The 22,401-nt window shown below is 61.8% G+C and carries 22 protein-coding genes; 5 read left to right on the forward strand and 17 right to left on the reverse strand.

Features of this window, described 5'->3' with window-relative positions:
• Positions 1-4: 4 nt before the first annotated feature.
• Both ASU23_RS19645 and ASU23_RS19650 read left to right on the forward strand, forming a co-directional pair.
• Positions 5-1,375 (forward strand): cytochrome P450, encoded by a 1,371-nt coding sequence (locus ASU23_RS19645; RefSeq protein WP_082661436.1) that lies wholly within the window; start codon positions 5-7, stop codon positions 1,373-1,375.
• Between the two features lie 72 nt (positions 1,376-1,447).
• Positions 1,448-1,690, forward strand: coding sequence for a hypothetical protein (locus tag ASU23_RS19650; protein ID WP_003944403.1), 243 nt, complete (start codon positions 1,448-1,450; stop codon positions 1,688-1,690).
• A 57-nt stretch (positions 1,691-1,747) separates the two neighbouring features.
• On the opposite strand, the gene ASU23_RS19655 is transcribed toward ASU23_RS19650, so the two are convergent.
• On the reverse strand, positions 1,748-3,019 hold the full coding sequence (locus ASU23_RS19655) for a DICT sensory domain-containing protein (RefSeq protein ID WP_082661437.1): 1,272 nt from the start codon (positions 3,017-3,019) through the stop codon (positions 1,748-1,750).
• Positions 3,020-3,255: 236 nt separating this feature from the next.
• The gene (locus ASU23_RS34925; protein WP_228401988.1) at positions 3,256-3,567 is read right to left on the reverse strand and encodes an STAS domain-containing protein; all 312 of its coding nucleotides are present in this window, start codon (positions 3,565-3,567) and stop codon (positions 3,256-3,258) included.
• A 423-nt stretch (positions 3,568-3,990) separates the two neighbouring features.
• Here ASU23_RS34925 and ASU23_RS19665 point away from each other — a divergent pair, with 423 nt between their 5' ends.
• On the forward strand, positions 3,991-5,424 hold the full coding sequence (locus ASU23_RS19665) for an FAD-dependent oxidoreductase (protein WP_054187130.1): 1,434 nt from the start codon (positions 3,991-3,993) through the stop codon (positions 5,422-5,424).
• Between the two features lie 21 nt (positions 5,425-5,445).
• Here the strand turns inward: ASU23_RS19665 and ASU23_RS19670 are convergent, their stop codons facing one another.
• From ASU23_RS19670 to ASU23_RS19690, 5 genes are all read right to left on the reverse strand, one after another.
• On the reverse strand, positions 5,446-6,096 hold the full coding sequence (locus ASU23_RS19670; RefSeq protein WP_003944437.1) for a hypothetical protein: 651 nt from the start codon (positions 6,094-6,096) through the stop codon (positions 5,446-5,448).
• A complete protein-coding gene (locus tag ASU23_RS19675) occupies positions 6,093-6,395 on the reverse strand; it encodes a hypothetical protein (protein ID WP_042452216.1) in 303 nt (100 codons plus the stop codon). Before ASU23_RS19675 ends, ASU23_RS19670 begins: the two co-directional genes overlap by 4 nt.
• Positions 6,396-6,494: 99 nt before the next feature.
• Positions 6,495-7,325: a mycofactocin-coupled SDR family oxidoreductase gene (locus ASU23_RS19680; protein WP_007726714.1), complete on the reverse strand. Its 831-nt coding sequence runs from the start codon at positions 7,323-7,325 to the stop codon at positions 6,495-6,497.
• A 4-nt stretch (positions 7,326-7,329) separates the two neighbouring features.
• The gene (locus tag ASU23_RS19685; protein ID WP_058038555.1) at positions 7,330-8,127 is read right to left on the reverse strand and encodes a mycofactocin-coupled SDR family oxidoreductase; all 798 of its coding nucleotides are present in this window, start codon (positions 8,125-8,127) and stop codon (positions 7,330-7,332) included.
• A complete protein-coding gene (locus ASU23_RS19690) occupies positions 8,124-9,749 on the reverse strand; it encodes an NAD(P)/FAD-dependent oxidoreductase (protein ID WP_007726712.1) in 1,626 nt (541 codons plus the stop codon). Before ASU23_RS19690 ends, ASU23_RS19685 begins: the two co-directional genes overlap by 4 nt.
• A 267-nt stretch (positions 9,750-10,016) precedes the next feature.
• On the opposite strand from ASU23_RS19690, the gene ASU23_RS19695 reads away from it, so the two are divergent.
• Entirely contained in the window at positions 10,017-10,457 is a 441-nt protein-coding gene (locus ASU23_RS19695) for a hypothetical protein (RefSeq protein WP_058038576.1), read from the forward strand.
• A gap of 7 nt (positions 10,458-10,464) precedes the next feature.
• On the opposite strand, the gene ASU23_RS19700 is transcribed toward ASU23_RS19695, so the two are convergent.
• Positions 10,465-11,124, reverse strand: coding sequence for a response regulator transcription factor (locus tag ASU23_RS19700; protein ID WP_058038556.1), 660 nt, complete (start codon positions 11,122-11,124; stop codon positions 10,465-10,467).
• A gap of 176 nt (positions 11,125-11,300) precedes the next feature.
• Here ASU23_RS19700 and ASU23_RS19705 point away from each other — a divergent pair, with 176 nt between their 5' ends.
• The gene (locus tag ASU23_RS19705) at positions 11,301-11,762 is read left to right on the forward strand and encodes a hypothetical protein (protein WP_007726708.1); all 462 of its coding nucleotides are present in this window, start codon (positions 11,301-11,303) and stop codon (positions 11,760-11,762) included.
• Positions 11,763-11,853: 91 nt separating this feature from the next.
• On the opposite strand, the gene ASU23_RS19710 is transcribed toward ASU23_RS19705, so the two are convergent.
• The 9 genes from ASU23_RS19710 to dnaK form a co-directional block, all read right to left on the reverse strand.
• On the reverse strand, positions 11,854-13,029 hold the full coding sequence (locus ASU23_RS19710) for an NADH:flavin oxidoreductase (protein WP_042452220.1): 1,176 nt from the start codon (positions 13,027-13,029) through the stop codon (positions 11,854-11,856).
• 132 nt (positions 13,030-13,161) lie between these two features.
• A complete protein-coding gene (locus ASU23_RS19715) occupies positions 13,162-13,881 on the reverse strand; it encodes an ABC transporter ATP-binding protein (protein WP_003944438.1) in 720 nt (239 codons plus the stop codon).
• Positions 13,881-15,731 carry an ATP-binding cassette domain-containing protein gene (locus ASU23_RS19720; protein ID WP_054781170.1) on the reverse strand — a complete coding sequence of 617 codons (1,851 nt, stop codon included), beginning with the start codon at positions 15,729-15,731 and terminating at the stop codon, positions 13,881-13,883. The genes ASU23_RS19715 and ASU23_RS19720 overlap by 1 nt, the downstream gene beginning before the upstream one ends.
• A gap of 1 nt (position 15,732) precedes the next feature.
• Positions 15,733-16,590: a branched-chain amino acid ABC transporter permease gene (locus tag ASU23_RS19725; RefSeq protein WP_007726703.1), complete on the reverse strand. Its 858-nt coding sequence runs from the start codon at positions 16,588-16,590 to the stop codon at positions 15,733-15,735.
• The gene (locus tag ASU23_RS19730) at positions 16,587-17,801 is read right to left on the reverse strand and encodes an ABC transporter substrate-binding protein (protein ID WP_058038557.1); all 1,215 of its coding nucleotides are present in this window, start codon (positions 17,799-17,801) and stop codon (positions 16,587-16,589) included. Before ASU23_RS19730 ends, ASU23_RS19725 begins: the two co-directional genes overlap by 4 nt.
• A gap of 332 nt (positions 17,802-18,133) precedes the next feature.
• Positions 18,134-18,541 carry a helix-turn-helix domain-containing protein gene (locus tag ASU23_RS19735; RefSeq protein ID WP_020906601.1) on the reverse strand — a complete coding sequence of 136 codons (408 nt, stop codon included), beginning with the start codon at positions 18,539-18,541 and terminating at the stop codon, positions 18,134-18,136.
• Positions 18,541-19,713 carry a molecular chaperone DnaJ gene (gene dnaJ / locus ASU23_RS19740; RefSeq protein WP_058038558.1) on the reverse strand — a complete coding sequence of 391 codons (1,173 nt, stop codon included), beginning with the start codon at positions 19,711-19,713 and terminating at the stop codon, positions 18,541-18,543. Before dnaJ ends, ASU23_RS19735 begins: the two co-directional genes overlap by 1 nt.
• A 22-nt stretch (positions 19,714-19,735) precedes the next feature.
• Entirely contained in the window at positions 19,736-20,332 is a 597-nt protein-coding gene (gene grpE / locus ASU23_RS19745; protein WP_003944430.1) for a nucleotide exchange factor GrpE, read from the reverse strand.
• On the reverse strand, positions 20,329-22,182 hold the full coding sequence (dnaK, locus tag ASU23_RS19750) for a molecular chaperone DnaK (protein WP_003944365.1): 1,854 nt from the start codon (positions 22,180-22,182) through the stop codon (positions 20,329-20,331). The genes grpE and dnaK overlap by 4 nt, the downstream gene beginning before the upstream one ends.
• Between the last annotated feature and the right edge of the window lie 219 nt (positions 22,183-22,401).

Genomic DNA, 22,401 nt, shown 5'->3' on the forward strand with positions numbered 1-22,401 from the left:
CGTGATGTCGAAAATCCTGGCCGCTCCACCCATCCGGTCGCAGTTGCGTCCCATCTCAGGCAACTCGGGACTACCCGGAATAGGGCAAACTTTCGAATACATCCGCGACCCTCTCGCTCTGATGCAAAAACGCTGGGATCGTTACGGCGAAGTCTCGTGGTTCTCGATGGCCGGTAGACGATGGGTCGCAGCCCTCGGGCCCGACGCATGCCAAGAAGTTCTCCAGAACAAAGACCGCGCTTTTGTCAACAGCGACGGGTGGTCAGTGCTCATCGGTCCCTTCTTTCACGGGGGTCTGATGCTTCTCGACTCCGAAGAGCACCTACGACAACGACGCATCATGCAACAAGCCTTCACGAGATCGCGTCTCGAAAAGACCGTGGACGTGCTGAATCCCGCGATCGCCTCCGCGCTCGACGCCTGGACTCCGTCCGATGGCTTCCGCGCCTACACCGCTCTCAAAGCTCTCACACTCAACCTCGCGACCGACATCTTCATGGGCGGCGCGGAAGGGACCACTGAAAGCGAAATCGACTCTGTGAAAAAAGCTTTCGTCGATTGCGTGCAAGCTGCAACCTCGGTGATCCGTTATCGAGTTCCCGGCACCAGATGGAAGCGCGGCCTCGACGGGCGCCGAACCCTCGAAAACTTCTTCCGCCGCTACCTACCTGCGCGCCGTTCACGCGAAACCGACGACCTGTTTTCCGTTCTCTGTCACATCGAATCAGACACCGGACAGCGCTTCAGCGACGGCGAGGTGATCGATCACATGATCTTCCTGCTGATGGCCGCACATGACACCTCCACCATCACCATCTCGACAATGATGCAATATCTCGGCCAGAATCCTCAGTGGCAGAACAGATGTCGGGCGGAATCACTCGCACTGAGTACGTCGACGCCGAGCTATGCCGAACTCGACCAACTCGCAGGCTTGGACCTGGTGATGAAAGAATGCCTCCGACTCGTCGCTCCCGTGCCGGTCATGGCTCGCCGAGCGGTGTGTGACACCCAGATACAGGACCACTTCGTACCCGCTGGGACCTACGTGTCAGTGGTGCCACATTTCACTCACCACATGCCGCAGTACTGGCCCGACCCCGAACATTTCGATCCCGAACGTTTCGCGGACCAGCGACGTGAAGACAAGGTGCACCGGTATGCCTGGGAACCGTTCGGTGGAGGCGTGCACAAATGCCTCGGCATGCACTTCGCCGGCGTCGAAATCAAAGCGATCATGCACCACCTGCTCACACGCTTCGATTGGCAGGTCGCGCCCGGCTACACCGCCCCTCTCAACTACATGTCCTTGCCGTTCCCCTCCGACGGACAGCCGATCGATCTGAAACCACTCACGACTTCTCATGACCGGTAGCGACCGAACAGACGTCAGGATCAACTCGCACATGACTACCGGCACAGACGCTTTCGAAATCCAGAGGAAAACATGAGCACTCGGCCCGCCCGAAACCGGCATGCACGCGCTGCTCCGAAACCAGAGGTCGTCTCAGCGGCGGAGTTCCTACTCGCAGAATCCGACGCCCATGTCTTCCGTCGCCGCTATCTCGAACTGCTCACCCACACCACAGCGCCGGATGGCGCAACCGTCACGGACTACACGGTCGCCGAAAGGTATCTACTCAACTCTGCAGCAAAGAGACGTGCTGCGCGGCGCCCGGCCACTCCTTAGCCACGATCGCCGGTCGGGCAGCGCTCGCGGCGAACGTCGAGAACATCGGTACGGGGTTCACGAATTCGTCTTGGGGTAACGACGAAGAATAGAGTGCGCTGCCTGGGTGACGGTGGTGCGATCGTAGGTTTGCACGAAGTCGAAGGTCCGCTCGAGATCTGGACCGTTGTCATGAAGATCTCGCGCCGACAGCATCGCCGCATGGTGTGGTCCCAGAGTGACGACCGTCCACTCGTTGACGAGATCATCACCCGGGTCGAGCGGTGCGTGTTGAACTTTACCGTCGAGCATCACGGACAGTCCGACACCGTAGACACCGGCAAACCCTACGGTATCGGCGAGGTGACGCCACCGTGCTGTTGTGGATGCGGTGAAATGCTCGGCTTGTTGAAAGGTGCCCAGAACAAGCATCGAGGAACCCGATGTGGCGGCTTGCGCTTCGAGAGACTTACTCAGTTGGATCAACAGACGCTTGGTACCGCGCCGGATCCGGCTGTGAGCAGACACGATCGAGTAGGGAGTGCCCACGTCGGGGATGGGATCACTCCACACCGGACTGTCGGGCATCGCGACGACCGGTTCGGACAACAGTGAACTCGGATCGTCGACTGCGGGATACAACTCACCCGTTCCGTATGTGGCTCCGATGGTGATTGCGGCAAGACGGGACGATTCCGAGTCGACACCCTCGGCAAGGATAATCGCGTTCGATCGCTCGACGTAGGCGCCGAGCGCGTGCACCGTCGTTCCAACTTCGAAATATGCCGCCTTGGAGAGTAATTCAGCGGAAGTGATAATGATGTCGGGTTCGACCAAAGACAGAAGTGTCGCCGAGTGCCTGTCGATGCCGACGCCGTCGAGTGCAATCAGACGCCCGCCCGCGCGGGCTTCTCTGATCACTGCCAGAGAGTTGTGGGGATCGGTAAGCACCGATGCGCTGTCAACCGTGATGACGATCCGTTGCAGATTTCTCGTCGCTCCTTCGATACCAGGAGCGTTCAGAGCTGCTCGGGAAGCCGAGTCGACTGCCACCAGCAACGGCAGGCGATCCGCGACGGTGCATGCGAGTGCAGTACGGGACATGGCCAGTTTGTGACTGTCGAATTCCGAGCGTTGCTGCATCAATTGCGAGGCGCGACGAAGGGCATGCGCCGAACACAGAGAGGAATTGTCAGGCCCACGCAATTGCAACTCGGCGCCTGCAAGTGCGTGGTCGTCGAGGCGGCGTATCGGTGCGAACTGCATGCTTACTTCCAGACCAATCACATCGGAGAACTGGGTGATCGGAGAATTCGACGATGTCGAACCGTTGCTGGTGTCATACGCCATGGCGTGGCTCTTCACTACGAGTCGGGACCACCAAGCGTTCATGCGGCCGGACGCGTCGATGGCAGCGCCGGCTGCTCGACACCGAACGAGACTACCGCAAATCTCGGCGCAACCCGGTGACGACAACCTGATCCCGCGCCGCAAAGTGCACATCGACACGCAGATCAGACCAGATACCAAGTCAACGCGTATCGAGCACTGCTCACTTCACATCGTTCGTGGGAGTTGTTTCCGGCTCAAGCACCGAGAGCATCAGCGGTCGACGTGGCAACGCCCGCAATGAGTTCGGAGGCGCCGAGAGCCTGAAAGATCATGGAGACCGCTCGCGTCGGGGCAAACAAGCGAATGCGGTTGTTGCCACGCCCCGCAGCATCGACAACGGCATTCGCCACTCCGGACGACATGAAGGTCACGCCGGAGAGATCGACGTGAATATCGGTTCCGACCAGGAGAAGTCGGTCGAGCGCGTGCACCAATTCCACCCGCTGACCCATGTCCAATTCTCCGGCAAGTCTCAGTACCGCATACGAAGGGGTGTAGCTTTCCACGTCGATACTGTACCGATGCCCTTCTCGACCGGCGCTGTCAAAGAGATCGAGAACATTTGCAGCTGAAGAACGTTCGTTGATCGTAGTCATGAAAGCCTCTTGTCTGGACTCGGCGTGCCCCACCGCCCGAATCAGCGATGAATCACTGTGCGTCGGATAACCAACCGTGTCGGTCACTGCGTTCCAGACGAACTCTGCCACCGGCAGGTTTCGCCGACACAACCACATCTATAACGCTAGGGTCTCGAAAACGTCACAGCGCGATATCGCACTTTTGGCGCCACCCCCGACGCACTGAACCGCTACCTCGCCTGGCCCCCGACGTGCCTGCGGGGCGACGTCTCTGCGGCGTCGACCACTGGCTTTCTCGCTCATCGGGAAGGTGGGTTCGCCGCACCACCATTCCGCAATACCTTCTGTGACATGGATAACATTGTCGACGTACTCGTCATCGGATCGGGCGCTGCCGGATCGGCCGCAGCGCTCCAAGCGCACGCCGACGGCGCATCGGTCGTGATTCTGGAAAAGAGCGGACCTGATTCCGCGGGCGGCAACACTCGACTGTCCGGCAGTGGATGGTTCGTCAACCAGGACCCCGCTGCCGCCCGAACCTTCCTGCGTTCGTTGAACGGGGAGTTCCCCGTTGCCGAGGACGTCATCGATGCCTGGGCCGAGAACACTCACGGACTGTCCGACTGGATCCGCAGTCTGGGTGCAACTGTAGCGATGACCGGCGATTTCCATTCCGCGGCAGAGTTCGCCGAACTTGACGGAAGTTCTTGTTACGCAGGGATGGACACCGTCGAAGGGAAGATGGGCAATGAACTTCTCTACCGGTTCCTCGTCTCCGCTCTCGCTGAACGCGGCGTCACAACACTATTCGACACCGAAGCCACCGGACTGCTGACGGATGAATCCGGAGCGGTGACCGGAGTCGAGATCCGTTCGGGTGAAAAGACTTCGCAGATCCAGGCACGCCGGGGCGTCATCCTTGCCACCGGAGGATTCGAAGCAAATCCGACGATGGTGCGCGACTACTTGCGTCTGGAGAATCCGAAGATCTGGGGCTCACCATCGGCAACCGGCGACGGTCACCGCATGGCACAGGCCGTGGGCGCCGATCTGTGGCACATGAACAACATGATGACCATTACGGGAATTCCCGGCGACCTCGAAAATCCGACTGGATTCTTCCTCGCACTGTGGAACGCGCACAACTATGTGTTCCTCAGCCGGGAAGGTAGACGCTTCACCGACGAGTCAGCCGAAATGCGGCATGGTCATGTGTTCAGAGAGGGTTCTTACCAACACTTTCCGGTGCAACCGATGAACGTCGTCTTCGACGAGACGATGAGGTTGGCCGGACAGCTGAGCCCCGGCCGCGACGCACTGCCCGTCGGCCACAGGGTTCTCGACGAAGGGTACGAGTGGAGCTCGGACAATCAAGCCGAGATCGACAAGGGATGGATCCTAAAGGCGGACACGCTCGCCGAACTCGCCGAGAAACTCGGACTGGACCCAACAGTCGTGGAAACGAGCGTGCGACGCTACAACGAGGCGTGCGCGGACGGCATCGACCATTCGTTCGGCCGCAATCCCGAAACTTTGGCCCCGGTGGCTACCGCTCCGTTCTACGCCGTCTCCGGGTCGCCACTGCTGGGATGGAGTAGCGGTGGGCCGCGCCGCGACGGTCATTCCCGCGTACTCGATACTGCCCGCAATCCGATTCCTGGCCTCTACGCCGCGGGCGCGGTCAGTTCCACCTACAGCGCGGCGAAGGACGGCGGATTCCACATTGCCGACGCCTTCGCATTCGGCCGTGTCGCCGGGGCCCATGCCGCCGCGCGTAAAGCTTGATATCGCCGGCCTTTCGACTGACTAGCCACGCACGATTACGTGGCTGGTCAGTTGTGGTCGATCGTCACGCAGATGAATCCTCTGCGCCGGATGAAACCGGGATTCGTACCGGGACGCTATCGCCTCGGCCGTCCCGTAATAGCTCACATCGCGCGGACGTCCCTTCGCACGCCGCAAGGACTCGTCGAAGCTTGCTTCAACCCAGATTCGTAGGTCGAACTGATCTCGCATCAGTCCGCGAAAAAGCAGCACTCCCTCGACGATCACAATGGCGCGATCCGGGACTCGTGGCTTCGACACCACAGATTCGTCTGTCTCCGGATCAGTCGAGACGTAGGAAATTTCGGTAACTTCGGCCAACCGTAGCGGCACCATCACACGGCTACTCAGGTTCGAATAGTCGTACGCATCCTCGAGATACCCACGCACCGTGTCAGGATCTTTGTTCCGTACCGCTTTCGCAGTCGAGAACTCGTCCCCATGGATCATGATGAAGTCATGGCCCGACTTCGAGATACCGGCAGCCAACTCGTCCGCGATCGTCGATTTTCCGGAAGCCTCGATTCCCGAGATCCCGACAAAAGTGCGTCCTGCCCGATCTTCGTGGCAGCGCACGACGTGCTCGACTAGAGAACCCGAATCATCCGCGCCGAAGGTCTTCTGCCGATTCACACCCGAGCAGCCTTGACCTCGTCGAAGAACGCGATGACGGCTGCCTCGTTCTCCGGCGGAACAGTCAGCGATGCCCGTGGACCCGCTACCGCGATCGAGTCGTCGGCGAGTCTGTTCCCGATGGTGAGTTTCAGTCCCGACTTCGACGGTTTCGCCTTCACCGCAATGTGTTCGACATGCCAACGAGCCACTTCGCTCGTGCTCGCGGCGGTGCGGTCGAAGACCTCCACCGTGCGGTGGTCGAGGACCATCACGATGTTGATCCCGACGGTGACTTCCAGATAGCGCCGTTCCGCCACGGTGTACGCCTTTCGGTTAGGTGAAACCGACGCTACACACCGTGGCGGAACTCAGCGTGTCAAAACCTCAGCTGTTCAAGATTTCAGCCGTTCGAAACCTCAGCGGGACGAACTTCCTGCATCCACCGGCAGGGCGACCGACGTGATGTAGCGAGCCTCGTCGGAAGACAGGAACAGAGCAGCGTTCGCTACGTCCACCGGTTCGATCCACGGAATGGCGAGCATGTTCATCGTCATCGCTGCGGCAGCAAATTCTTCGCGCGTCGGGTTCTCGAGATCGGGGCGGAACTTGCCGCGCACCAACGGGTTTTGAATCATGAGGGTGTCGACGTTGGTGGGATGGACCGTATTGACGCGTACGTTGTGCGGAGCCAGTTCCTTTGCCAGCGAACGCATCAGACCAACGACTCCATGCTTGGCTGCGGTGTAGTGCGCGACTCCGACCAGCCCCCGAAGTCCGGCGATGGAGCTTGTGAGTGTCATCGATCCCCCGCCCCGCGCGATCAAGTGCGGAGCAGCGACGGTCGTGGTGTGCCACACGCCGGTCAGATTGACGTCCAGCATGGTCTGCCACATCGTTTCCGACATGGTCAGGGCCCCGTCGGAGGACGTGATACCAGCTGTAGCGCAGACGATGTCGAGACCACCGAGCGTTCCGACGGCCGAGTCCACGGCACTGCGTAGTGCCTCGAGATCCCGAACGTCCACTACCGCAGATTCGACCTTTCGCCCCAGCGCCCGGATCTGCGCCACTGTCTCATCGAGATCGGCCTCCGTCGCGGGCGGCGTGACTGTGGTTTCCACCGAAGTGCACACGTCGACCGCGATGATGTCCGCGCCCTCTTCGGCAAAACGCACGGCCTGAGCCCGCCCGATTCCTCGTGCCGCACCCGTGATCAGCGCGATCTTGCCTTCCAATCGAGAAGTCATCAATTCACACTTTCTGGGTCAGGCCGGCGTCGACAACCAACTGACAGCCGGTCATGTAGCGGGACTCCGCGGATGCGAGAAACAGGACCGCATTACTGACGTCCACCGGATCGACCCAGGGAACGGGCAGCAAGTTGCGAGCGCTGAGCACTGCAGCAGCGTCTGCTTCGGTGGGATTCTCGATGTCCGGGCACAGGTTCGCGAACACTCGCTCGTTGATGATCATCGGGGTACGTACCGAACCCGGATGCACGGAGTTGACGCGGATACTCTGCGCCCCCAACTCGTTGGCCAGCGTTCTGGCCAGGCCCACCACGGCATGCTTGGCTGCGCTGTAATGACTTGCTCCGGCAATACCTTTGATTCCCGCTGTCGAGCTGACCAGAACGACGGATCCACCGTCGCCGAAGTGCGGAACGCAGGCCTTGACGGTGTGCCACGCGCCGGTCAGATTGACGTCCAGCGAGCGGTTCCACACTGCAGGATCGATGGTCCACGACGGTCCCGGCGTGTCGTAGACGCCTGCATTCGCGACCACGACGTCCAACCCGCCGAGTTCGGTAACGCACTCGGCCACGACGGCGGCCAGACCGTCGAAGTCCCGAATATCCGCCACACCGGTGACCGCGACACCGCCTCGATCACGCACTGCCTGAGCGGTTTCCGCCAACCCCGATTGCGCCTGTTCGACATCCAACGCGATCACGGACGCGCCTTCCTCGGCGAGCCGCTCACAGTGTGAGCGTCCCATTCCTCCGGCAGCACCCGTCACGAGTACCCGCTTGCCCTCCAGCCGGCTCATGCGTGCACCGCGCTGTTCAGCTCGAAGCCTCGGTATCCCGCTGCTGCCACGTCTGCACAGATGTCGGAATAGACACCGAAGCCTCCGATGAAGGGCATGAATATCCTCGGCTTTCCCGGGATGTTGGCTCCCATGTACCAGGAGTTCGCGGATGGGAACAATGTTGCCGACGCCCGGCGTGAGCACTCCTCGAGCCAGTTGTCCACGGCTTCGGCACTCGGCTCGATGGTGTCGATGCCCGCCGAATCGAGGTGGTTGATCGCGTCGGCGATCCAGTCGACGTGCTGTTCGGCAGCGAGAATCATGTTGGACAGCACACTCGGGCTGCCCGGCCCGGTGACGATGAACAGGTTCGGGAAGCCGTGAACTCCCAAACCAAGATAGGTTCTCGGACCCGCATGCCAGTTCTCTCGCAAGGTCTCGCCGTTGCGGCCACGGATCTCGATGCGATCGAGTGCCCCGGTCATCGCATCGAAACCGGTGGCGAACACCAATGCGTCGAGTTCGTAGTGCGAGTCGGTCGTCTTGATCCCGGCCTCGTCGATTGCCTCGATCGGTGCGCTCTTGAGATCGACCAGGCTCACGTTGTCACGGTTGTAGCTCTGGTAGTAGTCGGTGTCCGTCACGATCCGCTTGGTCCCGATGGGGTGGTCGTTCGGGATCAGCAGGTCGGCGATGGCCTGATCTTCGACCACCGATCTGATCTTGGCCTCGGCAAATGCGGCCGCCGTCGCGTTGGCGTCGATGTTGCTGGTCTGGTCGGCGAAGGTTTTGGCGAACAGGACACCGCCGAGCTTCCACCGCTCTTCGTAGGCCGCGTTTCTCTCGGCCTCGGATACCTCGAGCGCACTGCGAGGGTCCGAGACAAACGGTGATCCACCGCCGCTGCGCTTGGACAGCGCTCGGCGCTCGGCGTAGTCGGCCTTGATCTCTGCGCGTCGTTTGTCATCGAGAGGCGTGTTTCCCGCCGGCACACTGTAATTCGCGGACCGCTGGAACACGAAGAGGTGATCGGCCTGCTCGGCGATCAACGGAACGGACTGGATGCCCGACGATCCGGTGCCGATCACTCCCACTCGCTTGCCGGTGAAATCGACGCCCTCGTGCGGCCAGAAGCCGGTGTGGAAGACCTCACCGCCGAAAGTCTCGCGACCTGCAATGTTCGGAACGTTCGCGGTCGAGAGGCTGCCCGTGGCGCACACCACGAACCGCGAGGTGACGTCATGACCACCGTCGGTGTGCACTCGCCACGTCGACGAGTCCTCGTCGAACTGTGCGCTCAGGACACGGGTATCGAAAGTGAACCCACTGCGTAGGTCGAAGCGATCGGCGACGTGATCGAGGTAGGACAGGATCTCCGGTTGCGCGGCGTACTTCTCGCTCCAGTCCCAATCCTGTTGCAACTCTTCGGAGAACGAGTAGGAGTAGTCGAAACTCTCGACATCGCAGCGTGCGCCCGGGTAGCGGTTGAAGTACCACGTGCCGCCCACTCCGGAGCCCGCCTCGAAGCCGTGGACACGCAGCCCCTGCTCGCGAAGTCGGTGCATGGCGTACATGCCGGCGACGCCGGCGCCGATGACTACGACGTCGAGTGGTGCGGTGGAGAAGTCAGGATCGGTCATGGTGGCCACGCTACGAGTGGGTTGAATGGTAGAGGAACAGGTTCTCCCGCTGGGTGGGCGGAGCCCCCACCCCATGACGCTGGGTGGGCGGAGCCTCCACCCCATGACACTGGGTGGGCGGAGAGCGCTGTGTCCACCGATCGGGGGACAGCGATGTCGTCCAGCACTCGGACCCGTAGGTGGACAGACCCGAAGGGATTTCGGGGCCATAGTTGTCTCATCACAGAAACACACGGTCACCGAGACCGACAAATCGAGGAGAACATGATGAGCACCAACACAATTCGACCTGAAGCACTTTCCTTCTCCGGCCTCAGCATGGCAGCTCTGGTTGCCCGCTCCGCCGGTGCGAACACGGTGAAGTCGATGACCGACACATCCGTCACGACGGCGATGATCAGCAATTCGGGTCGCGGGGCCCTGTATCTGGTCCACGCGTCCAATCCGAACGGCGACTGGGTCGTCCCGCCGGCGGACTACATCCTCCCCAACATGAACGTGAACGTTGTGGCCACGAGCAAGAACCAGAACGACTTCCCCATCGTGCTCACGTACCGCTCCGACGACGGTAGAGTGTTTGTCTTCAGTGCCACCAACTCGAAGACCAGGGCGGATGCCGGCGGTACTTACGCCCCCGACAGCCACGACGTCACGGTGACGATGACCTCGGGTTACCCGGCCATGAACGTCACGTACGTGCTTCGGTGACGCTTGCTCACTCCAACAATCCCTGCCGCATTGCAGCGGCGACGGCGGCGCCTCGATCGTTGACTCCGAGTTTCTCGTAGAGGCGCTGCACGTGGGTTTTGACGGTGGAGGGCGCAAGAAAGAGTTGTGAGGCAATGGCCGGGATGCTGGCGCCCTGCGCGATCAATCCGAGAACCTCACGTTCGCGCGCGCTGAGCGTCGGACCGGACGGTTCACTACGACGCCGAACCTCTCCTACCAATCCGGCGGCGATACTGGGCGGCAACACATCTCGTCCCGCAGCACAGTCGAGCACGGCACTCACGATCTCGGCGCGAGTGGATTCCTTCGGCAGGAATCCGGCAGCACCGGCTTGCAGGGCCTGGTACACGACAGACGATTCGTCGTGAGCGCTGAGCAGAAGCACACGCGTCGGAAGCTCGTCTCGAACGACTGCGGCGGCGACCTGAGTTCCATCCAGGTGCGGCATCCGGAAGTCGAGCAGCGCGACCTGCGGGCGTAGTTCGCGGATCATTGCGAGCGCTGCTGCGCCGTCGTCGGCCTCGCCCAGGACGTCGATGCCGTCACTGCCGGTCAGAGCCCGAACCACGCCCTCACGGAACAGTGGGTGATCGTCGCCGACCACCACGGAAACCTTGCCGGCCAGCGGCTTCGTGCCTTCGCGCATTGCTCACTTTCTCACGCCCGTACCAGCAATGCGAGCACTTACGCCTCCCCCGATCGGGGGACAAGAGATTCAACCCCGCCACGGCCCCGTCGGCGGACATACTGCAGCACTCATTCGCGACAAGATTGATTCATCGCCGAGAACGGCAACCACACACCATCCCAGGAGCAGACATCATGCGTACCAACACCACTCGCTTCGTAGCAGTCACCGCAATCGCCCTCGCTGTCGGCGGAACCGCACTGGGAACCGCAGCGATCGCCAACGCCGGCACCATGCCCACCGACGGCCCGACGGTTGCCATGACCATCACCAACAACACCGACAACCCGATGCTGCTGGACAGCGCGTCCAACCCCTACGGACAGTGGATCAACGGCCCCCGCTCCTACCTGGCCCCGCACACCACCGAGATCGTCACCGCCTACAGCAGCGATCCCCGCGGTATCGGTGTCGACGTCACCTACAACGTCGCCGACGGCGTCCAGACGGTCATGGCTGCCAACAACTACGTCGGCAACCCCACCCTCGACGGGACTCGCATCATCGGCGACCCGACGCACGTCATCCTCACCGACTACATGGCCACCGGCTACCCCACGATGAACGCCTCCTACGACGTCTTCACGCAGAACTGAACCAAGCGTTGATGCGACCACGAACTTGATCCGCTACGGCCCACGACCCGGTATCCGCATGGATGTCGGGACGTGGTGTGCGCTGACCAGCTCAGACGCGTTCGACCAACACGCAGCGGGCGCCACTGAAGATCGTGGGCATGCACTTGTTGCAGTGGATGCACAGTGATTGGGTATCGGATTCGGCCGCGATCCGATTGATCAGATCCGGTTCTCTGAGCAGCGCCCGTGCCATGGCGACGAACTCGAACCCTTCCGCCATTGCGGTATCCATGCCCGCTTTGTCCGTGACACCCCCGAGCAGCACGAGCGGCAACTTCACCGCAGCACGAATCTGCCGAGCCTCTTCCAGCATGAACAACGGCTTGTACGGATAGGTATGCAACATGCTCTTCCCCACCAACTGCACACCGAGTCGAACAGGTTGCGGCATCGCGGCGGCGAACTCGCGGATCGGCGCATCGCCCTTGAACAGGTACATCGGGTTGAGCAGTGAACTGCCCATCGTCAACTCGAGCGCGTCGACGCTTCCGGATGCTTCGAGCCACTGCGCCACCTGGATTGCTTCGTCCACCCAGAATCCGCCTGGCACACCGTCGTCCATGTTCAGCTTGGCCAAGATCGCGATCTTGTCACCGACGGCATCGCGCACACTGCGTGCAGTTTCGAGTACGACGCGAGCCCGGTTCTCCAGCGATCCGCCGTAGGAGTCCTTACGACGGTTGAGTTTCGGGCTCAGGAACGAGCTCGCGAAATAGTTGTGACCGAAGTGGATCTCGACGGCGTCGAATCCTGCCTCGACGGCAAGTCGCGCAGCGCTCCCGTGCGCCGCCGCAATTCTGGTGATGTCCGCTGTCGTGGCAGTGCGAATCATCCTCATGCTCAACGGATTGAACGAACTCGACGGTGCCAGCGCGGGCAGTCCGGTCGACTTCTGATTCGCCACGGGACCGGCATGGCCGAGCTGCGCCGACGCAGCAGCACCTTCGGCGTGAATGGCATCGGTGAGCCGCCGAAGCCCGGGGAGGGCATCGGGCCGCATCCAGAGCTGGCCGTATTCGGTGCGCCCTTCCGGTGCGACGGCGCAATACGCGACGGTGGACATCCCGACTCCGCCGGCGGCTGGGCGACGATGGAACTCGATCAGCTCGTCGGTGACCAGGGCGTCGGGAGTTTTGCCTTCGAATGTCGCGGACTTGATGATTCGATTTCGAAGGGTCACCGGGCCGAGCTTCGCCGGGGCGAGCACGTCGGGAGCAGTGGTCATCGAGTTTGCCTCTCGCGGGAGTTGTTTGCAGGACGGTAGATCGATGGCCCCGAGCCGGCTAGGGCCCGTGCCACGGAGCGGGAAACGGCTTCAGCCCGGCCGAGGAGGCCGGGCTGAAGTCGTCATTGCCGTTCAGACGCGTCCGAAGTACGCATCCTTGAGCACTGCCAGGTCGTCGATGTCCTTGGCATCGGCGTCGAGAACCACCTTGCCGATGTCGAGGACCGTGACATGATCGGCGACGCTCATCGCGGCCTCGACTGCCTGCTCGACCAGTAGAACAGCCAGGCCGGTTTCCTTGAGTTGTTGGACGCGGTCCATCACCTCACCGACGATCACGGGAGCGAGACCGCCCGAAGGTTCGTCGAGAAGGAGCAACCTAGGCTGCGCCATCAGCGCTGCGCCGATCGCGAGCATCTGCTGCTGACCGCCCGACATGGAACCGGCGGGAAGCGAACGCTTCTCCCCCAGGATCGGGAACATCTCGTACATCGATTCGACGGATTCCATAAGCTCGCCGCGCTTTGCCTTGCGGGTGTACCCGCCCAGCAGGAGGTTCTGCTCGACGGTCTGCTTGTGGAAGACCCGCTTGCCCTCCTGCACGTACGCCATCCCCTGTCGTACCCGTTTGTGCGCGGGGACTCCGGTGATGTCGGCGCCGTCCATCTCGACGGTTCCGGAGGCCACCTTGTTGAGGCCGGACAGGGCACGGAGCGTGCTCGTCTTGCCTGCGCCGTTGCGTCCGAGCAGGGCGGTCACCTGACCGGGATAGACGTCGAACGAGACATCCCAGACGACGCGCAGATCGCCGTACCCGGTCTGCAAGTTTCGGACCTTCAGAATCGGTTCCATCACTTCACCTCACTGGTCTGATGGTCTACCGCGCCGATTTCTTCGAGAAGTGCTTCTTCGTCACCGGACTTGACTCCGAGGTACTCGCTCAAGACGCGTGGGTGATGTTCGATGGTTGCCGCATCGCCGGTCGCGATCACCTGCCCTTGCGCCAGCACGACTATCTCGTCGGCCAGCGAGAGGACGAGGCGGAAGTTGTGCTCCACCAACACCACTGTCGCCCCGGCATCTCGCAGTACCCGGATCAGATCTGCCAGGCGTTCGAGTTCGTCCTCGTCGAGTCCGGATGCCACCTCGTCGAAGAGGACGACCCTCGGTTCGGCGATGACGGCGCGAGCAACCTCGAGCATGCGACGCATCCCCAGGGGCAGCGACGTCGCGATCTCGTTGCGCAAGTGCGACATCCCCACGAGTTCGAGGACACGCTCGGCCTCGACGATGTCGGCCTTCGCGATCCTGCGGAAGCTGGGCAGGCGAAGCACAGCCGACGCCATCGACGCTCGGTGCACCGAATAACGTCCGGATGCAACAGCTTCCAGAACCGTGATGTTTTCCGGAATCGTCGGAGTTTGGAACGTGCGCGCCACACCCACGCGCGCCACCTTGTGCGGCGACGACTGCGAGACCACCGTGTCACCGATCGTGATCACGCCCGCATCTGCGGTGTAGAAGCCGCAGATCATGTTGAGCATGGTCGTCTTACCCGAACCGTTGGGCCCGATCAACGCGGTGACCTTACCGGCCTCTGCGGTCAGGGTTGCCGCATTGAGCGCCTGGTTGCCACCGAACGCTTTGGACACTCCGTCGACCACCAACCGTGCTCCGTTGATCGGCGCCAGTTCCGGTGTCCCACCGCTGTTTTCCTTTGCGGTGACTACGCCCAGTCCGGCCTTGCGATCGAGTTTCGAGACGATCGCTCGCCCGACCTTGGTCAAACCCCCGGAGAGAAGCACACCGCCGATGATCAGGAAGCCGCCGTAGAAGATCAGCGAATACTCCTGGAACGCCGTCGACTGGTTGGGACCGAGCTGCATGATCGCGGCACCGACCACGGCGCCGTACACACTTGCCGCACCGCCGAGGATCGACGCCGCCAGAACTGCTGTGGCAAAGGTGAACCCGAAGGCTTCCGGCGAGATGAACAGGTCGGTGTTGGCGAACAGCGCACCCGCCAGACCGGCGGGGAACGCACCGATGGCATAACCGAGCAGCTTCATCCGGTACACCGATACACCCTGCGACGACGCCAGAACCGGCGACTGCTTGAGCGTGCGGAACGCGATGCCGTGCCGCGAGACCACCAGGTTACGCATCACCGCGAACCAGAGCACGGTCACGACGACGACCACCATGTAGTACTGCTGGGTGTCGAGTTCGGAACCGAAGAACGTCGGCGGCTCCATACCGGTGAGGCCGTTTCGGCCGCCGGTCTTGCCACCGAAGATCGCCAGTACGTCCGGTACCAGCAGAACCAGGAAGAACGACGTCATCGCCAGGGACCAGTTGCCCAGGCGCAGACCGGGAACACCGGTCAGGATTCCGACCGCCAGTGCCACTGCTCCGGAGGCAGCAAGCTGAAGCAGAATGTCGGTGTGACCTGCCTGGGACATCAGACCCGCGGTGTAGGCACCGGCCGCGTACATCGCTGCCTGGCCGAGTGCCAGTTCACCGGCAAAGCCGAGGCTCAAGTTCAGGCCACTGACCACAAGTGCCAGGATGCAGGCCAATTGAATCTGACGTGATGTCGACAGGTCGAGTCCCATCACGGGCAGCAGCAGGATCACCACGGCCAGGACGAGTGGGATGATCCAGCTCGGTAGGGAACGGAAAGTCCGCCACGCACTTACCATCTCACACCACCCGTTCTCGGACATTGCCGAACAGTCCAGCCGGTTTGACCATCAAGATGACGATCAGCACCGTGAAGACGGCGATATTGCTGTACTGACTTCCCGCCCACAGGGCGGTGAACGATTCCACCAGGCCGACGGTCAGACCGCCGATCAAAGCGCCAGGCAGAGAGCCGAACCCGCCGATCGCCAACGCCACGAATCCCTTGAGGGCCAACGCTGCACCCAACGTCGCAACTGCAAACGTCTTGGGGCCGACGAAGAGTCCGAGGACACCGGCCAAGGCACCCGAGAAGGCAAACGCTCCCAGTGCCAACCGTCGTACGTTGACTCCTCGCAGCATCGCCGCTTCACGATCCTCGGAGATGCCGATCAGAGCCAGACCCGTCATCGTTTTCTTCGAGACGTAACTCAACCCGACGACCAGTGCGATCGCCGCAACCAGCAGAGCGATCTCGACCGGGTAGGTACGGCCGCCGAGCAGGGTGATCGGTTCGTTCGATCCGAAGAACGGAACCGTGAGAGGTTCACTACCCCAGATCAATTGAGTGGCGCCGTTGAGCAGAGTTGCGACACCCAACGTCGTGACCAACTGGTTCTGGTGATCGGCCACCGGTCTGATCGCGACGATCTCCTCGACCGAGGCGAGGAGCATCACGGTCACGGTAGCCATGACGGCCACCACGAGAACGGGGAGTTTCAGGGTCACCAGACCCGTGTAGGCGACAAAGGTGCCCACCATCATCAGCTGAGCTTGAGCGAAGTTGAATGTGTTGGAGGAAACGAAAACGATGTTGTACCCGATGGCAACCAGCACGTAAACCGCGCCGAGCGCCAATCCGGACCACAGAATGGTCATGACGCAGCCGGGTTTCCGAACTGACCGTTGAGGGTCTTCGTCGGGCTGATGAACTTCAGCTCGCTGGTGTCCGGGTTCGGGCCGTGGTTGTCGGAGCTGAAGTTGTAGCGCGAGAGGAATGCGGTCTTGGCATTCTCCTGGACCTCAGTGGTTTCCAGTGCTTCGGCGAGCTTCTTCGGATCGGTCGAACTGCCGACCTTCTCCGCTGCCGCCGCGACGAGGGGGAATGCGTCGTAGTTGTCTGCGAGGATCAGCGTCGACGGGATGGAGCCCAGCGAAGCCATCGTGTCCACCATCGTGTTGACGAGTGCGTTGTTCGGATCGAACACCGTGCTGCTGAACACCTGCGTCACCAGGTTCTTCACCTGCGGGGTGCCGAGCACACCGGCCGGCGGATCATTCGCGATCAGGTTGGTGGCAGACACCGAGGTGTTTCCGACCAGCGGCACGTCCCAGCCGAGTCGCTCGAGGCTTTGCAACACGTATCCGAGAGGAGCGCCGTACGCATCCAAGGCGATTGCCGCGGCACCCGAATTCTTGAGCGACTGCAACTGCGCCGTCATGTCCAAAGCGGCGGCGTCGTACTCCTCGTTACCGGCGGCCTTCAGACCTGCGGATTGCAAAGCACTGGTCATTTCTTCGCCGAACAGCTCACCGTAAGCGGTGCTGCCGTGCAAGACTCCGACGCTGCTGTAACCCTTGGACTTCGCGTACTCGGAAATTCCGCGAGCGGTATCGGTCGCACCCGGAGCCAGATCGAAGTTGAGCGGGAACTTCGAGGGGTCCGTCGAATCGGGCGAGGGAGCCATGCTCATCGAGAGAATGTTGTTCTGCTTGAGGATCGGCAGAACCGCAGCCGCGATCGACGACGGACCCGAGTTCAGGTAGAGGTCAGGCTTGTTCCCCGAATTGATGGCTTCGCGCAGCTTGGTGACGGCGATGGTTGCGTCACCCGCGTCGTCCACCGTAGTGAGCTCGATCTGACGGCCACCGATCCCCCCGGCTTCGTTCTGGACCTGAACGCCCGCCTTGGTGGCGAGCAGCGAGGTCTGCGAATTAGCCGCGAGGACTCCCTGTGCACTGATCCCGCCGGTCAGCAGCACACGGTAGGGCGAGTCCGCACCTCCGTCGGACTCCGAAGAACCACTGCACCCTGCAAGAGCCAGAGCCGTCACGGCAACTGCCGCAACAAGAATGGGCCGACGATTCATGTCTGCACTCCTAGAACACATGTATGCACCGAACGTCAGGCGAATACCTGACGAAAGAATGATCGGCCGGTGGACGTGCCTGATTTCGAGCACCAGCCAACCAAGCACCCGCTTGATGATCTAGCAAGCAGTTGCTTGGGATGGAGCATAGAATGTGATCTGGATAACGTCAAACGCTGAAAAGTGGAGTCATGGAAGCGGACGCTATGCACATTGAGGCGGCGTCGACAGATCTCTTCCCGCTGGGTGGAAACGCCGAAACGGCTCCACGCCCTGGCGGATTCGACGAAATGAATCCGACAGGGCGTGGAGCCGTTTGTGTAAAGGTCCGACTATCGCTGGTTGCGGGGCTTCCAGACCACCAACGCGTTGTTGCGCGGAATCGGCACGAGATCCCGGCGATAGCCCGCATGGACTTTCGCGATCTCCTCGGCCAATTCGCGGACGCGATGCTGCAGAGCCTCGACCTGGTTGGTCAGTTCGATGATTCGTTTGATTCCGGCAAGGTTGACTCCCTCGTCCTGCGAAAGCCGTTGTACTTCACGAAGAAGCGCAACATCGCGCGGGGAGTAGCGTCGTCCGCCACCGGTGGTTCGATGCGGGGTGACCAACCCGAGTCGGTCGTAGTTACGCAAAGTCTGCGCGTGCATTCCGGCCAACTCGGCTGCCACCGAGATCACGAAGATCTGAGCGTCAGGATCGACCGTCGCATCCCATTGATTCTGCGGTCGCTCTGTCATCATGCACCGGCCCACCCGGCCCGTGGATCGAACCCGCTCGCCTTCTCGGCTTCGAGATAGGTTTTCAGCGCTTCGATCGCCGGGTCGTCCAACTTCTGCGGAACGGATACCTTGACCGTGACCAGAAGGTCACCGGCACCGTCCGGCCGCTTGGGGATACCGCGTCCGCGAACTCGCAGAATGCGTCCGTCCACCGTTCCAGCCGGAACCTTCACTCCGACACGGCCTTCCAAAGTCGGCACGGACAGTGTCGTTCCCAGCACCAGCTCGCCGTAGCTCACCGGAACCGTCAGTGTCAGGTCGTCGCCGTTGCGTCCGAAGACACTGTCCGGCTTGACGCGGATGTTGACGAACAGGTCGCCGGCCGGAGCGCCGCGGAGTCCCGCTTCGCCCTTGCCCTTGAGTCTGATCTTCTGACCGTCGCTCACACCGGCAGGCACGCGAACCGTGATGGTCCGTGTGCGATTGGTGACGCCGCTACCGTGGCAGTCTTCACACGGCGAGTCGATGATCGAGCCGGTTCCCCGGCAATCGTCACACGGCTCACTGAATCCGAAGGCGCCCTGGTTCCGGCTGACCACGCCGGTTCCGTTGCAATGTGGGCACACTCGCGGGCTGGTGCCTGGCTTTGCGCCGCTGCCGTGACACGTGGTGCACGACGTAGGGCTGGTCAGACGAAGAGGGACGGTGACACCGAGCGCTGCTTCACGAAAGGCGAGCGTCGTCTCGGTCTCGAGATCCTTGCCTCGACGCGGGCGGTTGGGCGCAGCTGTTCGCTGGCCCGCTCCCCCGCGGTTGAACAATCCGCCGAAGATGTCTCCGAGACCCGAGTCCTGCCCACCGGCCCCGCCGCCGAACAGGTCGTTGATGTCGAAACCACCAGCGCCGGGGTTGAATCCGCCGCCGCCCTGCGCGCGGGGGCCGAAGCCGCCGCTGGCAAAGAGGCGCCGAGCCTCGTCGTACTCCTTGCGCTTGTCCGGATCAGACAGAACGGCATGAGCTTCACTGACGGACTTGAAACGCTCTTCGGCCTTCACATCGTCAGGGTTGGCGTCGGGATGAAGATCCCGAGCCAGCTTGCGATACGCCTTCTTGATTTCGTCGGCCGTCGCGGTGGACGAGACGCCCAGCTCCTTGTAGAAGTCCTTCTCGATCCACTCCCGTTGACTCACTGGGCGTCTCCTCCTCTCACTCTTACTTCGCTTCTTGTTCTGAACCGTCTGCAGGCTTGTCGCCTACCCGGTCCGTCACGGCCACCATTGCGGTCCGAAGGACCCGGTCGCCGAGCTTGTATCCCTTGCGCATGACCGTCCCGAGTACCGGGTCGTGGCCTTCGCCTTCATGTTGCACCGCTTCGTGGAGTGCGGGATCGAAATCGTCACCCTCGCTACCGAAGTCGGTCAAACCCAGACCCGTCAGAGTCGTGTTGAGTTTGTCTGCGAGTGCACGCAGTGGACCCGATTCGAGGTCACCGTGTGCCCGAGCGCGATCCAGGTCGTCGAGAATTCCGATGAGCTCGGTGATGACCGAAGCCCGCGCGGTTTCCTTGATGACCTGCTTGTCACGCTCGACGCGACGACGGTAGTTGGTGAACTCCGCCTGAAGTCGCTGCAGATCCGCAGTCCGTTCGGCGAGCTGATCGGTGGCGGATGCTTCCTCCACGATCGACTCTGCTTCCTGAACTACCCCTGTGTCTTCCGAGTCGAGCGGCGGCAGGGATTCCCCCGCCGCCTCTCCCTGTGCACCGGTCTCGGGGTCGACCGGGTTGTTCTCGGGGTTGTCCGAGGTCACTTCTTGTCCGAGTCGGTGGGCTCGTCGACAACCTCGGCGTCGACGACGTCGTCGTCATTGCCTGCGCCGTCGGTGTTTCCGGCCTCGTTTGCAGCGGAAGCCTCGTAGATGGCCTGGCCCAGAGCCTGCGACTCGGTGCCCAGCTTCTCCACTGCGGTCTTCACTGCAGCGATGTCGGTGCCTGCCAGGGCGTCGTTGACGTCCTTGACCGCTGCCTCGACCTTGGTCAGGATCTCCTCGGAGACCTTGCCCGCGTTCTCACCTTCACGCTGCTCCTTGACGAACTTCTCCGTCTGGTGGACCAGCGACTCGGCCTGGTTGCGAACCTCTGCCTCTTCGCGACGGGCCTTGTCTTCCTCGGCGTGAGCCTCGGCATCCTTGACCATGCGCTCGATCTCTTCCTTGGACAGACCGGAGCCGTCCTGGATCTTGATCGTGTTTTCCTTGCCGGTGCCCTTGTCCTTCGCCGTCACGTGCACGATGCCGTTGGCGTCGATGTCGAAGGTGACCTCGATCTGCGGAACGCCACGCGGGGCGGGCGGCAGATCGGTGAGCTCGAAGGAGCCGAGCAGCTTGTTGTGCGAAGCGATTTCGCGCTCACCCTGGAAGACCTGGATCTGCACCGAAGGCTGGTTGTCGTCAGCGGTGGTGAAGGTCTCGGAACGCTTCGTGGGGATCGTGGTGTTGCGCTCGATGAGCTTGGTCATCACGCCACCCTTGGTTTCGATGCCGAGGGAAAGCGGCGTGACGTCGAGGAGCAGAACGTCCTTGACCTCACCCTTGAGCACACCGGCCTGGAGTGCGGCGCCGACGGCGACGACCTCGTCCGGGTTGACGCCCTTGTTGGGCTCACGGCCACCGGTCAGTTCACGAACCAGATCGGAGACGGCCGGCATACGGGTGGAGCCACCGACGAGCACGACATGGTCGATGTCCTTGACGGCGATTCCGCTGTCCTTGATCACTGCCTGGAACGGCGCACGAGTGCGATCGAGCAGGTCCGAGGTGATCTTCTGGAACTCGCTGCGGGTGAGCTGCTCGTCCAGGAAGAGCGGGTTCTTGTCCGCGTCGACCGTGATGTACGGGAGGTTGATGGAGGTGCTCTGCGAGCTGGAGAGCTCGATCTTCGCCTTCTCCGCAGCCTCACGCAGACGCTGCAGGGCCATCTTGTCCTTGGTCAGATCGATGCCGTTCTGAGCCTTGAACTTGTCGACCAGCCAAGCGACGACGCGCTCGTCCCAGTCGTCGCCACCGAGGTGGTTGTCACCGGAGGTTGCGCGAACCTCGACGACACCGTCGCCGATTTCGAGCAGGGAGACGTCGAAGGTGCCGCCACCGAGGTCGAAGACCAGAATGGTCTGCTCGGTGTCACCCTTGTCGAGTCCGTATGCCAGTGCAGCCGCGGTGGGCTCGTTGACGATACGAAGGACGTTGAGGCCGGCGATCTGGCCGGCTTCCTTGGTTGCCTGACGCTGTGCGTCCTCGAAGTACGCGGGGACGGTGATGACGGCGTCGGTGATGTCTTCGCCGAGGTAAGCCTCCGCGTCACGCTTGAGCTTCATGAGCGTGCGGGCGCTGATTTCCTGCGGCGTGTACTTCTTGCCGTCGATTTCCACGTTCCAGTCAGTGCCGATGTGGCGCTTGACGGAGCGGAGGGTGCGGTCGACGTTCGTGACTGCCTGGTTCTTCGCGGGCTGACCGACGAGAACCTCGCCGTTCTTGGCAAATGCGACCACCGAGGGGGTGGTACGTGAGCCTTCGGCGTTGGCGACCACTACGGGCTCGCCGCCCTCCAGCACTGCAACTACCGAGTTGGTCGTACCGAGATCGATACCGACTGCACGAGCCATAGTGTTCCTACCTTTCGTTCTGCGGTTCTCTGCCCGAGTGGTTGATCTCGAACATGACCGCGAGTTTTTCGCTTGGTGAGCGTCCTCCGCTCAAGTTTGCCTCCGACCGTGGCCGAGAGTCAACTTGAAGTTGAGCCGAGGGCGCTCAAGCTTGTCGAAATGGTCAACTACAGCCCACGTAGATTTGTTCCCGCCTTCCCCGAAAAGCCGGAAAAGTGC

Source organism: Rhodococcus sp. KB6, from assembly GCF_001445685.1.
Taxonomy (GTDB): Bacteria; Actinomycetota; Actinomycetes; order Mycobacteriales; family Mycobacteriaceae; genus Rhodococcus_F; species Rhodococcus_F qingshengii.